This is a genomic window from Kingella potus (assembly GCF_900451175.1).
Classification (GTDB): domain Bacteria; phylum Pseudomonadota; class Gammaproteobacteria; order Burkholderiales; family Neisseriaceae; genus Neisseria; species Neisseria potus.
Window position 1 is genome coordinate 171,682 of sequence record NZ_UGJJ01000002.1, and the last position, 14,474, is coordinate 186,155.

Here is a 14,474-nt window from a genome sequence, read left to right on the forward strand (position 1 = left end):
GCCTCGACAGCAGATTGGAATACACAGATACGGCAGTAGGTCGGATTCTTGAATCCGACAGCCGCCCGAAGCGGCAAGGCAGCCTGAAACCTGAAAGGCCGTCTGAAAAAGCCAAAACCGTAGCAAACCAATTCCCTCTCCCGCGTGCGGGGGAGGGTTAGGGTGGAGGCAGTCGGGTTACAGAAACGGCGGCAAGATTCCCGCCTTTGCGGAAATGACGGCAGCAGTAGGAAAAACCTGTTTCAGACGGCCTCGACGGCAGATTGAAAAAACAGATACGGCAGTAGGTCGGATTCTTGAATCCGACAGCCGCCCGAGGCGGCAAAGCAGCCTGAACCAACAAATGCGACAGAGCAGATAACACACGGCAACAAAATGAAAACAAAAAAACGTTTCCATAAAACAGGCGGACTCGCGCTGGCAGTGCTGCTGGCTTTTTCCGCAAGCGCACAGGCGGCGGTTTGCAGCAACCGCAACCTCGACGTGGTGGTGCTCGGCTCGGGCGGGCCGGAGCTGGACGACGGCCGCGCTTCGGTGGGCTATCTGGTGCGCGAAAACGGCCGCGCCGCCGTGCTGGTGGATTTCGGTTCGGGCACATCGCTGAACTTCGAGCGTGCGGGCGCGAAAATAGAAGACTTGCAGGCCGTGCTGCTCAGCCAGTTCCACGTTGACCATGTGAACGACTTCCCCGCATTGGTCAAAGGCGCGTTTTTCACCGGGCGCAGCCGCGATTTGCCCGTTTACGGCCCGTCCGGCAACCACATTGTGCCGTCCCTGCCGCAGTATCTGTCGCGGCTGATCGGCAGCAAAGGCGCGTACTCTTATCTGTCGGGCTTTTTGGACGGCAGCGAATCGTTCCGCCTCAAACCCGTTACCGTGGCGGCCGACGCATCGCATCCGAAAGTATTTGCCGCAGCCGAGGGCGGTTTCCGCATCAGCGCCGTGCCGGTAACGCACAGCATCATTCCCGCGCTGGGCTGGCGGGTGGAAAAAGACGGCTGCGCGATGGTGTTTTCCAGCGGTACGAGCAATATGGGGCGCACTTTGGACAAAATCACCGCCGGTGCCGACCTGTTTGTGGCGCACAACGCGATACCCGAAGGCAGCACCGACCGCATCGCCCTGAAACTGCACATGATGCCGTCTGAAATCGGCCGCATCGCCGCCGCCGCCAACGCAAAAAGCGTGGTGCTGTCGCACTTTATGAACCGCACCGAAAACGTGATGAAAGAAACCGCCGCCGCCATCGGCAGCCGCTACAAAGGCAAGCTGGCGTTTGCGCGGGACTGCGATATTTACGCCGTACACAGCGGCGAAAAAACCGGAAGCTGCGCCCGCTGACCGCCGCAGCAAAAGGCCGTCTGAAAAATTTTCAGGCAGCCTGAAAAACAAACAAAACAAAGGCCGTCTGAAAGCCGCCAACCCGCATTCAGGCTGCCGCAAGCCATTATCCAATTAAAAAACCCGTAACTAGGAAACACACCATGTTACAAATCCAGATCGACGGTAAAGAAGTCTCGGTAGAGCAGGGCGCGACGGTAATCGAAGCCGCGCAGAAAATCGGCACCTACATCCCCCACTTCTGCTACCACAAAAAACTCTCCATCGCCGCCAACTGCCGCATGTGTCTGGTGGAAGTGGAAAAAGCCCCCAAGCCGCTGCCGGCCTGCGCCACGCCCGTTACCGACGGCATGGTGGTGCACACCCATTCGGCCAAGGCCAGGCAGGCGCAGGAAGGGGTGATGGAGTTTCTGCTCATCAACCACCCGCTCGACTGTCCGGTTTGCGACCAGGGCGGCGAATGCCAGCTGCAGGATTTGGCGATGGGCTACGGCAAAACGGCCAGCCGCTACACAGAAGCCAAACGTGCCGTGCCCGGCAAAGACATGGGGCCGCTGGTGGGCGCGGAAGAAATGAGCCGCTGCATCCACTGCACCCGCTGTGTGCGCTTCACGGAAGAAGTGGCGGGTATGCAGGAAATCGCCATGTCGTACCGAGGTGAATTTTCCGAAATCATGCCGTTTGTCGGCAAAGTGGTGGAAACCGAGCTGTCGGGCAACGTGATTGATTTGTGCCCCGTCGGCGCACTCACCAGCAAACCGTTCCGCTTCAACGCCCGCTCGTGGGAGCTGAGCCGCCGCAAATCCGTTTCCGCCCACGACGCGCTGGGCAGCAACCTGATCGTGCAGACCAAAGACCACACCGTGCGCCGCGTGCTGCCGCTGGAAAACGAAGCCGTCAACGAATGCTGGATTGCCGACCGCGACCGCTTCGCCTACGAAGGCCTGTATCACGAGAGCCGTCTGAAAAATCCGAAAATCAAGCAGGGCGGCGAATGGATGGATGTGGACTGGAAAACCGCGCTCGAATATGTGCGCAACGGCATCGAGTGTATCGCCAAAGACGGCAACCAAGACCAGGTAGGCATCTGGGCCAACCCGATGAACACCGTCGAAGAGCTGTTTCTCGCCAAAAAGCTGGCCGACGGCCTGGGCATTAAAAACACCGCCAGCCGCCTGCGCCAGCAGGACGGCCGCCTCGCAGGCAGCCTGAAAGGCGCGCAGTGGCTCGGCGGCGCGATTGCCGATCTGAACGACGCGGGCGCGGTGCTGGTTGTCGGCGCAAACCTGCGCAAAGAGCAGCCGCTGCTGACTGCCCGCCTGCGCCGCGCCGCCGGCAACGGCACGCAGATCAGCATACTCGCCGCCAATAAGGAACAACTGTTTATGCCGCTCGCGGCACAGGAAAGCGTACACCCCGCACAGTGGGCAGGCCGTCTGAAAAGCCTTACCGCCGATTTGGAAAACGGCATTGCAGGCAGCCTGAAAGCCGCCGAAAAGGCTTTCGTGCTGCTCGGCGCAGACGCACAAAACCATCCCGATTACGCCGCCGTCTATGCCGCCGCGCAGGAGCTGGCGGATGCGGCGGGCGCAAAGCTCGGCATCCTGCCGCAGGCCGCCAACAGCGTCGGCGCGGACTTGCTCCGATTCGATTCCGGCAGCATTGCCGAAATGGTGGCGCAGCCCAGGCAGGCGGTATTGCTGCTGAACGTCGAACCCGAAATCGACGTGGCGGGAGGTGCGGCGGCCGTATCCGCGTTGAAGCAGGCCAAAAGCGTGATGGCGTTTACGCCGTTTGAGAGCGACACCCTGCTCGAAGTATGCGACATCCTGCTGCCGATTGCGCCGTTCACCGAAACTTCGGGCAGCCTTGTCAATATGGAAGGCCGCCTGCAATCCTTCCACGGCGTGGTACAGGGCTGCGGCGACAGTCGTCCGCTGTGGAAAATCCTGCGCGTATTGGGCAACCTGCTGGAAATCGACGGCTTCGATTACGACAATACCGAAGCCATTCTGCAAGACGCACTGGATGGCGCACGGCTGCCCGAAAAGCTGGACAACCGCGCCGGCGGCAGCTTCGCTGCCGTGCAGACCGTCGCCAAACTCACCCGCGTGGGCGGCGTGGGCATCTACCACACCGACCCCATCGTGCGCCGTTCCGCGCCTTTGCAGGAAACCAGCCATGCGCAGATTCCGGCGGCACGCATCCATCCGCAGACGCTGGCCGACTTGGGGCTGGCAGGGGCGGGCGAAGCCGTAGCCAAACAAAACGGCGCGGCCGTGCGCGTCTCCCTCGAAGCGGATGACACGCTGCCGCAAAACGTGGTGCACCTGCCGCTGCACCCCGCCAACGCCGCACTCGGCGGCCTGATGAACGCCATCGTATTGGAAAGGGCATAACAAATGCAGGAATGGTTCCAAACCCTTTTTTCCGGCTGGTTCGGCCCGATGGGCAGCGACATCGGCCTGATTGTGTCGATTATTGTCAAAATCGTGATTATCCTGATTCCGCTGATTTTGACCGTGGCCTACCTTACCTACTTCGAGCGCAAAGTCATCGGCTTTATGCAGCTGCGCGTCGGTCCCAACGTAACCGGTCCGTGGGGGCTTATCCAGCCGTTTGCCGACGTGTTCAAACTGCTGTTTAAAGAAGTAACCCGTCCCAGCAGCTCCAACAAATGGCTGTTCTACATCGGCCCCATGCTCTCGCTTGCCCCGTCGTTCGCCGCATGGGCGGTGGTGCCGTTTTCCGACAAATGGCTGCTTACCAATGTGGACGTGGGCCTGCTGTACATCCTGATGATTACCTCGCTGTCCGTTTATGGCGTGATCATCGCCGGTTGGGCTTCCAACTCCAAATACGCCATGCTCGGCGCGATGCGTTCTTCCGCCCAAACCATTTCCTACGAAATCGCCATGTCCGCCGCCCTTGTGTGCGTGATTATGGTGTCCGGCAGCCTGAACTTTAACGAAATCGTGGCCGCGCAGGCCAAAGGCATCGCCGGCGGCTCGATTTTCTCGTGGAACTGGTTCACCCTGTTTCCCGTATTTATCGTTTACCTGATTTCCGCCGTGGCCGAAACCAACCGCGCCCCGTTCGACGTGGCCGAGGGTGAGAGCGAAATCGTGGCCGGTTTCCACGTCGAATACTCCGGCTTCGCCTTCGCCCTGTTTTTCCTTGCCGAATACATCTTTATGATTTTGATTGGCGCGCTGACTGCCATCATGTTCCTCGGCGGCTGGCTCTCGCCATTTCCGCAGAGCTGGGGCATTGTCGGAACCCCGAGCGCAATCTGGATGTTTGCCAAAATGGCGGTGGTGCTTTACGGCTACCTGTGGATACGCGCCACCTTCCCGCGCTATCGTTACGACCAAATCATGCGCCTCGGCTGGAAGGTGCTGATCCCCATCGGTTTTATCGCCATCGTCGTTTACGCCGTGTGGATGGCGACTCCGTGGAGCTTGTGGCAATAGGCCGTCTGAAAAACGCAGATCCGGCCTGAAAACCTTAAACTGCCGTCATTCCCGCGCAGGCGGGAATCTTGGTGGTGCAGCAGAAACAGCGGCGCAGCCGCGCACGCGGACAAACGCCGAAGGCCGTCTGAAAACCAAACCCGAACACCAAAATCCCCTCAAACGGAGGAGGCAAACCAAATGGCAAACCTAGTCAAAACCTTCCTGCTCGGCGAACTCGTCAAAGGCATGGGCGTAACGCTCAAAAACTTCTTCGCCCGCAAAGACACCATCTATTTCCCCGAAGAGAAAACGCCGCAGTCGGTGCGTTTCCGCGGCCTGCACGCCCAACGCCGCTATCCCAACGGCGAAGAACGCTGCATCGCCTGCAAACTGTGCGAGGCCGTCTGCCCGGCCATGGCGATCAACATCGAAAGCGAAGAACGCGAAGACGGCACGCGTCGCACCAAGCGTTACGATATTGACTTGACCAAATGTATTTTCTGCGGATTCTGCGAAGAAGCCTGCCCCACCGACGCGATTGTGGAAACCCATATTTTGGAATACCACGGCGAGAAAAAAGGCGATCTGCACTTTACCAAACCCATGCTGCTCGCCATCGGCGACCAATACGAAGAAGAAATCGCCAAACGCAAAGCGGCCGACGCGCCTTATCGTTAAAGGCCGTCTGAAAACCATGAATGCCGCCGCCTTGAAAAGCAGGCTCGACAGCCTGTTTGCCCGCCTCAATCCGCCATATGGCGTTGTGCCGGAGTGGCACGAAGCCGCCGCAAGCGAAGCCGAAATCCGCGCCGCCGAAATGCGGCTGGGCGTGCGCCTGCCCGAAGACGTGAAAACCGTCTTCCGCAGCTTTTCCGGCATCAGCCATGAAACGCCTTATTTTATGGGCGGGCGTTTTGAAACGCTGCGCAGCAAGATCGCCGCCGCAGGCTGCCTTGCAGCAGACGACAGCGGATTTCAAGACGATTTGGTCATCGTCCAAATCAAGCGTTTGGGCGAATGGGGTACGGCAGACGAACTGTACAACCCGAAAGAAGAATACCGCCGCCTGCCGGAAGCCATGGCGGAAGAGGGCGGACAAGCCTTTTATGACGGCTGCACGCAGGAAACAATCGACAATCCCGCATTTGTCTATATCGGCGACAGCTATGCCGAAACCCTGTTTGCCAACCTGATCGAAGGGTCGGAACACTACGGCGCAATCTACAACCTGCGCCCCTACTATCCGCACTTCTTCGCCTACAAAATCGCCGACAGCTACACCGGTTTGCTGGATCTTATCGTGCAGTCGCTGGAGCGGCAGGCAGCCTGAAACCCAAAGGCAGCCCCCGAGTATTAAAAACCCCCACCGGAAAGACCTTTATGAGCTTCTCCCTGATTATGTTCTACACCCTGGCCGCCATCATCCTGTTTGGCGCGCTGCAAACCGTAACCGCCAAAAACCCCGTACACGCCGCGCTGTGGCTGGTGCTCACTTTCTGCATGAGCGCGATGATGTGGATGCTGATGCAGGCCGAGTTTTTGGGCATTACCCTCGTGGTGGTGTATGTCGGCGCAGTGATGGTGCTGTTCCTGTTTGTCGTGATGATGCTGAACATCGACATCGAAGAAATGCGCAAAGGCTTCTGGCGCAACGCCCCCGTGGCCGCCACCGTCGGCGTGCTGATGGCGGTTGCCCTGATCCTGATACTGGTATCGCCGAAAACCAACCTTGCCGCCTTCGGCGCGATGGCCGACGTGCCTGCCGACCACAGTAATGTGCGCGATCTGGGCCGTCAGATTTACACCACCTATATGTTGCCCTTCGAGCTGGCCGCCGTGCTGCTGCTGTTGGGTATGGTTGCCGCCATCGCACTGGTGCACCGCAAATCGCATAACCCCAAACGCATGGATCCTGCCGACCAGGTAAAAGTGGACGCATCCAAAGGCCGCATGAGAATGGTGAAAATGCAGCCGGTGGTGCAGCAGCCGTCCGCCCCCGAAACCCCCGCAGAAACCGCCGCCGAGGAGGGCAAAGCATGATTACGATTACGCATTATCTGGTGTTGGCCGCACTGCTGTTCGGCATCAGCGCCATGGGCATTTTTATGAACCGCAAAAACGTGCTGGTATTGCTGATGTCGATAGAGCTGATGTTGCTGGCGGTAAACTTCAACTTCATCGCCTTCTCGCAGTATCTGGGCGACACCGCCGGACAGATTTTCGTGTTTTTCGTGCTCACCGTAGCCGCTGCCGAATCGGCAATCGGTTTGGCGATTATGGTTTTGGTGTACCGCAACCGCAAAACCATCAACGTGGCCGATTTGGATACGCTCAAGGGCTAACCTTTCAGACGGCCGCAGGCTACCTGAAACGCCGTCTGAAAGAGCATGGCGAAGCGGCTCGGATGCCAATCCGAAAGAGAAGCAGAACAAAAAACCGTTTTCAGACGGCCTCAAACTGCCCGAAACGCCGTATAAACAAATATATGAAAAACAAAGGCCGTCTGAAAAAACGCTTTAACACCAACGCAGAATCAGGAAAGGAACAATACGATGACAGACGCAAATACCGCAGTGCACACCGAAACCAACGCCCGCTGCCTGTGCGGCGCGGTATCGCTCAAAGTGGCGCACAACGGCCAAGTGCACGCCTGCCATTGCGGCAGATGCCGCAGCAGAAGCGGCGGCGCGGCGTTTGCCCTCACCGCGTCCGAGCCGCCCGAAATCAGCGGCGGCGGAAACATCAGCCGTTACCGGTCGACCGAATGGGCGCAGCGGGCGTTTTGCAAACAGTGCGGCACAGACCTGTTTGTGCAGGTGGGTGATGATTATTATGTAAACGCCGGACTGTTTGCCGACAACGCCGCCTTCAGGCTGGAGATGCAGATGTTTATCGACTGCAAAGCGCCGTATTACACGCTGGCCGACGATACGCCGAAAATGACCGAGCAGGAATTTCTGGCCTTTATCGGCGCGGCGCAGTAGGGCGGCAGGCCGTCTGAAAAGTTTTCAGGCAGCCTGTAGCGGGACGGGACGGGAGCGGGAAAATGATATTGGACGTAAATGCCGACCATAAGGGCGGGGGGCGTTTTTCCGACTTTTGCCAAAGGCAGCGCGGTAGAAAACCTTGCGCCGTGCCCGCAATACCCAAACTGGTTTGCCTGCCGGATTGCAGGACGGGACACTTACGTTCCCGCATGTTTTGTTGCTGACGGGCGTTTGCTGTGCGATTACAACCCGACCGAACTGCGGGTAAGTAAAGGCGATAAGGTTATGCTGGCGGCGGTTTGCTACCAATGGGCACTGGTTGGCAAGGACGGCGAAACAGGCTGGCTGCCGTTTGAAATTTTAAGCGGAGGCCTCGACGGTTTCCATGCGGGCGGCAGCGCGTAACAGGCTGCCTGAAACCGCAAGTGCCGCACGGCGGCTTGCGGTAAAATAACGGGTTTGCCGGAAGCCGGAAAAGCAGGCTGTGTTTGAAGCCTGATGCCGAAACCGGAAGCCGTTTCGGGTCTCAATCCGAGCGGGAAAGGCGAGATATAAAGCGGGATAGCCGGCAAGTTCTCAAAACAGCCTTTCTGCTCCGCCGCTGTTCCCGTGCAGGCGGGAATCTTGGCAGGACTGCGGGAATTGCGGTTGCGGCGGACGGCTGTTGAAACAGAAACAGGATTCCCGCCTGTACCCTTTGGGCATAAATGCGGGAATGGCGGCGGTGTAATAAAACACCGTTTTCAGACGGCCTGAAAGCTGTCTGAAATACCGCATGAAGAAAGATTTGAAAAAACAAAGGCCGCTTGGAAAGCCGTCTGAAAACAGTTCGGGCTACCTGAAAAATACCGGCAACAAGGGCGGCAGGACAGGCAGAAACACTGGCGCAGGCTTGAGCAGGCTGCAAAAAATTTCCACCATAAAAAAACCAATCCAAATAAAGCTGACAAGGTTCACAACATGACTGACATGACTTTATACCTAAGCATCGCGCTCGTTCCGCTGGCAGGCTGCCTGCTGGCGGGGCTGTTCGGCAACGCCATCGGCCGCCGTGGGGCGCATACGGTAACGATACTCGGCGTGGCGGTGTCCGCCGTGCTTTCGGCTTATGTGCTGTGGGGCTTTATCGACGGCTCGCGTGCGAAGTTCGACGAAAACGTCTATACCTGGCTCACAATGGGCGGAGTGGATTTTTCGGTGGGCTTTCTGATTGACACGCTCACGGCGATGATGATGGTGGTGGTTACGTCGGTTTCGCTGATGGTGCACATCTACACCATCGGCTATATGCACGACGAAAAAGTCGGCTACCAGCGCTTTTTCAGCTATATCTCATTGTTTACATTCAGCATGCTGATGCTGATTATGTCCAACAACTTCATCCAGCTTTTCTTCGGCTGGGAAGCGGTGGGCTTGGTTTCCTATCTGCTTATCGGTTTTTATTTCAAACGCGACAGCGCGATTTTCGCCAACCTCAAAGCGTTTTTGGTCAACCGCGTGGGCGATTTCGGCTTTATTTTGGGCATCGGCCTGGTGCTGGCCTATTTCGGCGGCAGCCTGCGCTATCAGGACGTGTTCGCCTATCTGCCCAATGTGGCGGGCGACACGCTGGGCGGCATCGACCTGATTACGCTCACCTGCCTCTTGCTGTTTGTCGGCGCAATGGGTAAATCCGCCCAATTTCCGCTGCACGTCTGGCTGCCCGACTCGATGGAAGGCCCGACCCCGATTTCCGCGCTGATTCACGCGGCCACCATGGTTACCGCCGGCCTGTTTATGGTGTCGCGCATGTCGCCGCTGTATGAAATGAGCACCACCGCCCTGAGCGTGATTATGGTGGTGGGCGCGATTACCGCCCTGTTTATGGGCTTTCTCGGCACGATTCAAAACGACATCAAGCGCGTGGTGGCCTATTCCACCCTGTCGCAACTGGGCTATATGACCGTGGCGCTGGGCGTGTCGGCCTATTCGGTGGCCATGTTCCATGTGATGACCCACGCCTTCTTCAAAGCCCTGCTGTTCCTTGCCGCAGGCAGCGCGATTATCGGCATGCACCACGATCAGGACATGCGCCACATGGGCAACCTGAAAAAATACATGCCCATCACTTGGATTACCATGCTTATCGGCAACCTGTCGCTGATCGGCACGCCGTTTTTCTCCGGTTTTTATTCCAAAGATTCGATTATCGAAGCGGTGAAATTCAGCCAGCTTCCCGGCAGCGGCTTTGCCTATTTCGCCGTACTCGCCAGCGTGTTCGTAACCGCGTTTTACGCCTTCCGCCAATACTTTATGGTGTTCCACGGCAAAGAAAAATGGCGCGGACTGCCCGAACACCACGACGACCATCATTCAGACGGCCACCATCACGGACTGGGCAGAAACGACAACCCGCACGAAAGCCCGTGGGTCGTTACCCTGCCGCTGGTGCTGCTGGCCGTTCCCTCGCTGATTATCGGCTACATCGCCATCGAACCCCTGCTGTACGGCAGCTTCTTTAAAGACGTGATCCACGTCAACCACGAAGCCCACCCCGTGATGCACCAAATGGCGCACGCTTTCGAACACCACGGCGGCGCACTGGGCATGGTAACGCACAGCTTCAGCTCGCCCGTGCTCTATCTCGCCATCGCCGGCGTGGCCGCAGCCTGGTTCTTATACCTCAAAGCCCCGCACCTGCCCGCCAAAATCGCCGCCGCGTTCCGCCCCGTGTATGTGCTGTTTGAAAACAAATACTATCTCGACAGCATCTATTTCAACGTATTCGCCAAAGGCAGCCGCGCATTGGGCACATTCTTCTGGAAAGCCATCGACACCGCCATTATCGACAACGGCATCGTCAACGGCGCAGCCAAAGCCGTCGGCGCACTCGCCGCCCAAGTACGCAAAATGCAAACCGGCTTTATCTACACCTACGCCGCCTTTATGGTAACCGGCGTACTCGTGCTGGTGGCCGCGTTCTTTTGGGGACTGTGGTTTAAGTAGACGGGATTTTCAGACGGCCTGAAGAAAGTCTGAAAATAACATATAACAATGTAGTTGAAATAAGGATAAACAGAAAATGAAGCATACCCACGAACAGCCGATAGTGGGGTTGTTTATTGATGGAGACAATGCTCCGGCCAAAAAGATAGATTTTATTGTTAATGAGCTCGCTGCTTACGGTTCTGTAATGGTGCGTAAAATCTACGGAAACTGGAAAGATGACAGATTGAGCGGATGGGCAGAAATTCTGCTTGATTATGCGATTGCGCCCATACAGCAGTTTGACTATACCAAAGGCAAAAACGCTACTGATATGGTGATGACCATTGATATTATGGATTTGTTGTTTCAAGGGAAAATCGATGTTTTCTGTATCGTTTCATCAGATAGTGATTTTACCCCTTTGGCCATGCGTATCAAAATGGAAGGAAAGCAGGTTATCGGTTTTGGAGAACAAAAAACACCTAAGTCATTGGTTGCAGCATGTAACAAATTTTTGTTTTTAGACAGTTTGCAGTCCGAAAATAAGGACGGCCTTCAAGATTCTTCTGCTCAAAACGGTCTCCGAAAAATGACGGGTACGGAATTGAAGGGTAATACTACACTTATGAACTTGCTGCGTGATGCGATTTCGCATTGCCGTGATGATGAAGGGTGGGCTTCGTTGAACCGTGTCGGACAGATTATAAAAAACCAATCATCGTTTGACAGTAAAAACTATGGGTATGCCAAACTCGGTGATTTAGTTAGAGCGATTGATATTTTTGAGACCAAGCTTGACCGTTCGCAACTTTATCTGAAGAACAAGAGGGACAAGACAAAGTGTTAAATTAAGGCTACCTGAAAAATAAGGTAATCAGGAATCAGGCAGGCAACAAATAAAGAAGAACAGCCGTGAGGTAATTAGAAATCAAACGGAGCTTGAAACTATAGGTAGTTGAAGCAGGCCCGCAGACAGTTTGCCAGCACCGCCGTCATTCCCGCGCAGGCGGGAATCTTGGTGGGGAAACGGGAATGGTGGTTAAAACAGACGGCGGTTGAAGCGGAAAGAAGATTCCCGCCTGCGCGGGAATGACGGCAGCAGGACAAACGTTGTTTGCGGGACAATACTGTTTTCAGATGACCTCAATCTGCCTGAAATGATGTATAAAAATATGAAAAATAAAAACTTTCTCAAAGGATGTATGAAAAAACGAGAGTTGTTTGAACAAGCATCTGGAAACAAAAAATAGAAAACAGCGGACAGAAAGCAACTATGCACCACTACCCGTTAAGCAGGCAGCCCGCCGTGTACATCATGGCAAGCGGCAGATACGGCGTGCTGTATATCGGCGTTACCATGAATTTGCCCGAAAGAGTGTGGCAGCATAAAAACGGCCTCGCACCTGACGGTTTTACCGCCCGCTACCGTGTGTATGATTTGGTGTGGTACGAACTGTTTGAGCATATGCCCGCCGCCATCGCCAGAGAAAAAGCCCTGAAAAAATGGCGGCGCGAATGGAAAATCAGGCTGGTAGAAGAGCAGAATCCCGAATGGTTGGATTTGTTCGACAGTTTGATACGCTAGGCTGTTTGAAAAGTCGAACAGACAAGGCGGCCTAAGAAATGAGGCTACCTGAAAACAAACAGGCCGTCTGAAAGGCAGCCTGAAAGAGCAGGGCAAAGCAGGCCTGGTTTAGATTTCTGACTTAGGCCTTGCCTGAAAAAAGAGGAATGCTTGCAATACCACAAACAGCTACCACGCAGGATGTCTTTTCGACCGCAAACGCCCCGCTATTACTGTTCCACCCCGTCATTCCCGCGCAGGCGGGAATCTTGGCGGGGAAACGGGAATGGTGGTTAAAACAGACGGCGGTTGAAGCGGAAACAAGATTCCCACCTGCGCGGGAATGACGGCAGCAGAAGAAACACCGTTTCAGGCAGTCTTAAACAGCTTGAAAAATGAGGTAGGCAAGAATTCGGCAGGCCGCAGGACAAACACCGTTTTCAGACGGCCGCAGTCTGCCTGAAATGATGTACCAACAAAAATATGAAAAAGCTGCCTGAAATGACAGATAAACCAAGATTATGAAAAAACAAAAATATGCACCAACAAGAAACCACCCCAGAGGCCGTCTGAAAAATATTTTTTAAACCAACCCGAAAACCAACTGAATTATTTTACAAACCACAGGCTAACACTATGTTTTCACACTACCTACTCAGCTTAGCGGTCTGGGTGCCGATTGCGGCCGGTATTCTGGTTCTCGCAACCGGCTCCGACCGCCGTGCGCCTTTGGCGCGGATACTCGCCCTTATCGGCGCGCTGGCCGGATTTCTGGTTACGCTGCCGCTGTTTGCGGGCTTCGACCGTTTGAGCGGCGGCTATCAGTTTCAGGAATTCCACCGCTGGATTCCGGCACTGAACATCAATTACGCGCTCGGCGTGGACGGTATTTCGGTGCTGTTTGTCATTCTGAACGCCTTTATCACGCTGATGGTGGTGCTGGCGGGCTGTGAAGTGATTCAGAAGCGGCCGGCGCAGTATATGGCGGCGTTTCTGATTATGAGCGGCCTGATTAACGGCGCGTTTGCGGCGCAGGATGCCCTGCTGTTTTATGTGTTTTTCGAGGGCATGCTGATTCCGCTGTATCTGATTATCGGCGTGTGGGGCGGCCCGCGCCGCGTGTATGCGTCGGTGAAGCTGTTTCTTTATACGCTGATGGGTTCGCTGCTGATGCTGGTGGCGATGGTTTATCTGTCGTATCAGGCGGGCGGCAGCTTTATGATTGCCGATTTCCAAAACCTGAAACAGATTCCGCTGGGCGTGCAGCAGCTTCTGTTTGTGGCGTTTTTCCTGTCGTTTGCGGTGAAAGTGCCGATGTGGCCGGTGCATACCTGGCTGCCTGATGCGCACGTTGAAGCGCCGACGGGCGGCTCTATGGTGCTGGCGGCGATTACGCTGAAGGTGGGTGCATACGGCTTTTTACGCTTTATCCTGCCGATTCTGCCCGACGCATCGCGCTATTTCGCGCCGGCGATTGTGGTGTTGAGCCTGATTGCGGTGATTTACATCGGCATGGTGGCGCTGGTGCAGACCGATATGAAAAAACTGGTGGCCTATTCTTCCATCAGCCATATGGGTTTCGTAACGTTGGGTTTGTTTGCCTTTACCGGCCTGTTTTCAGGCGGGCCGCTGGGGCAGTTGAACGATTGGGCATTGAAGGGTGCGCTGGTGCAGATGATTTCGCACGGTTTTGTGTCGGCGGCGATGTTTATGTGTATCGGCGTGATGTACGACCGTCTGCACAGCCGCAATATCGCCGACTACGGCGGTGTGGTGAACGTGATGCCCAAGTTTGCTGCCTTTATGATGCTGTTCGGCATGGCCAACGCCGGCCTGCCCGCCACTTCGGGTTTTGTGGGCGAATTTATGGTGATTATGGGCGCGGTGGAAGTGAATCTGATTATGGGCGCACTGGCGGCGGTTACGCTGATTTACGGCGCGTCTTACACGCTGTGGATGTATAAGCGCGTGATTTTCGGCGAAATCAAAAATCCGCACGTTGCCGAAATGAAAGACATCAACTGCCGCGAGTTTGTGATTCTGGCGGTGCTGGCGGTTGCCGTGTTGGGCATGGGTTTGTGGCCTGAGCCGTTTGTTGCGGTAATCCACCAGGCGGCCAATGATTTGATTGTACAAGTAGCGCAAAGCAAGATTTGAGGT

13 protein-coding genes are annotated in these 14,474 nt (G+C 55.8%); all 13 read left to right on the top strand.

Annotated elements, in window-relative coordinates; translation table 11 throughout:
* Positions 1-14 precede the first annotated feature (14 nt).
* The 13 genes from DYE40_RS12615 to DYE40_RS07325 all read left to right on the top strand — a co-directional run bounded on the left by DYE40_RS12615 (position 15) and on the right by DYE40_RS07325 (position 14,471).
* Entirely contained in the window at positions 15-161 is a 147-nt protein-coding gene (locus DYE40_RS12615) for a hypothetical protein (protein ID WP_172461235.1), read from the top strand.
* A gap of 214 nt (positions 162-375) precedes the next feature.
* Positions 376-1,341, top strand: coding sequence for an MBL fold metallo-hydrolase (locus DYE40_RS07255; RefSeq protein WP_115308472.1), 966 nt, complete (start codon positions 376-378; stop codon positions 1,339-1,341).
* Positions 1,342-1,484: 143 nt separating this feature from the next.
* Positions 1,485-3,740: an NADH-quinone oxidoreductase subunit NuoG gene (nuoG, locus tag DYE40_RS07260; RefSeq protein ID WP_115308473.1), complete on the top strand. Its 2,256-nt coding sequence runs from the start codon at positions 1,485-1,487 to the stop codon at positions 3,738-3,740.
* Between the two features lie 3 nt (positions 3,741-3,743).
* Positions 3,744-4,814, top strand: a complete 1,071-nt coding sequence (nuoH, locus tag DYE40_RS07265; protein WP_115308474.1) for an NADH-quinone oxidoreductase subunit NuoH — start codon at positions 3,744-3,746, stop codon at positions 4,812-4,814.
* A 180-nt stretch (positions 4,815-4,994) separates the two neighbouring features.
* Positions 4,995-5,474, top strand: a complete 480-nt coding sequence (gene nuoI / locus DYE40_RS07270) for an NADH-quinone oxidoreductase subunit NuoI (protein WP_115308475.1) — start codon at positions 4,995-4,997, stop codon at positions 5,472-5,474.
* 16 nt (positions 5,475-5,490) lie between these two features.
* The gene (locus DYE40_RS07275) at positions 5,491-6,126 is read left to right on the top strand and encodes an SMI1/KNR4 family protein (RefSeq protein ID WP_115308476.1); all 636 of its coding nucleotides are present in this window, start codon (positions 5,491-5,493) and stop codon (positions 6,124-6,126) included.
* Positions 6,127-6,176: 50 nt separating this feature from the next.
* On the top strand, positions 6,177-6,836 hold the full coding sequence (locus DYE40_RS07280; protein ID WP_115308477.1) for an NADH-quinone oxidoreductase subunit J: 660 nt from the start codon (positions 6,177-6,179) through the stop codon (positions 6,834-6,836).
* Positions 6,833-7,138, top strand: a complete 306-nt coding sequence (nuoK, locus tag DYE40_RS07285) for an NADH-quinone oxidoreductase subunit NuoK (RefSeq protein WP_115308478.1) — start codon at positions 6,833-6,835, stop codon at positions 7,136-7,138. Before DYE40_RS07280 ends, nuoK begins: the two co-directional genes overlap by 4 nt.
* Positions 7,139-7,348: 210 nt before the next feature.
* Positions 7,349-7,780: a GFA family protein gene (locus DYE40_RS07290; RefSeq protein WP_115308479.1), complete on the top strand. Its 432-nt coding sequence runs from the start codon at positions 7,349-7,351 to the stop codon at positions 7,778-7,780.
* Positions 7,781-8,743: 963 nt separating this feature from the next.
* Positions 8,744-10,768 carry an NADH-quinone oxidoreductase subunit L gene (gene nuoL, locus DYE40_RS07310; protein WP_115308483.1) on the top strand — a complete coding sequence of 675 codons (2,025 nt, stop codon included), beginning with the start codon at positions 8,744-8,746 and terminating at the stop codon, positions 10,766-10,768.
* A 76-nt stretch (positions 10,769-10,844) separates the two neighbouring features.
* The gene (locus DYE40_RS07315; RefSeq protein ID WP_115308484.1) at positions 10,845-11,597 is read left to right on the top strand and encodes an NYN domain-containing protein; all 753 of its coding nucleotides are present in this window, start codon (positions 10,845-10,847) and stop codon (positions 11,595-11,597) included.
* Positions 11,598-12,023: 426 nt separating this feature from the next.
* On the top strand, positions 12,024-12,335 hold the full coding sequence (locus DYE40_RS07320; protein ID WP_218564338.1) for a GIY-YIG nuclease family protein: 312 nt from the start codon (positions 12,024-12,026) through the stop codon (positions 12,333-12,335).
* A gap of 615 nt (positions 12,336-12,950) precedes the next feature.
* A complete protein-coding gene (locus DYE40_RS07325; RefSeq protein WP_115308485.1) occupies positions 12,951-14,471 on the top strand; it encodes an NADH-quinone oxidoreductase subunit M in 1,521 nt (506 codons plus the stop codon).
* The last annotated feature ends 3 nt before the right edge of the window (positions 14,472-14,474 follow it).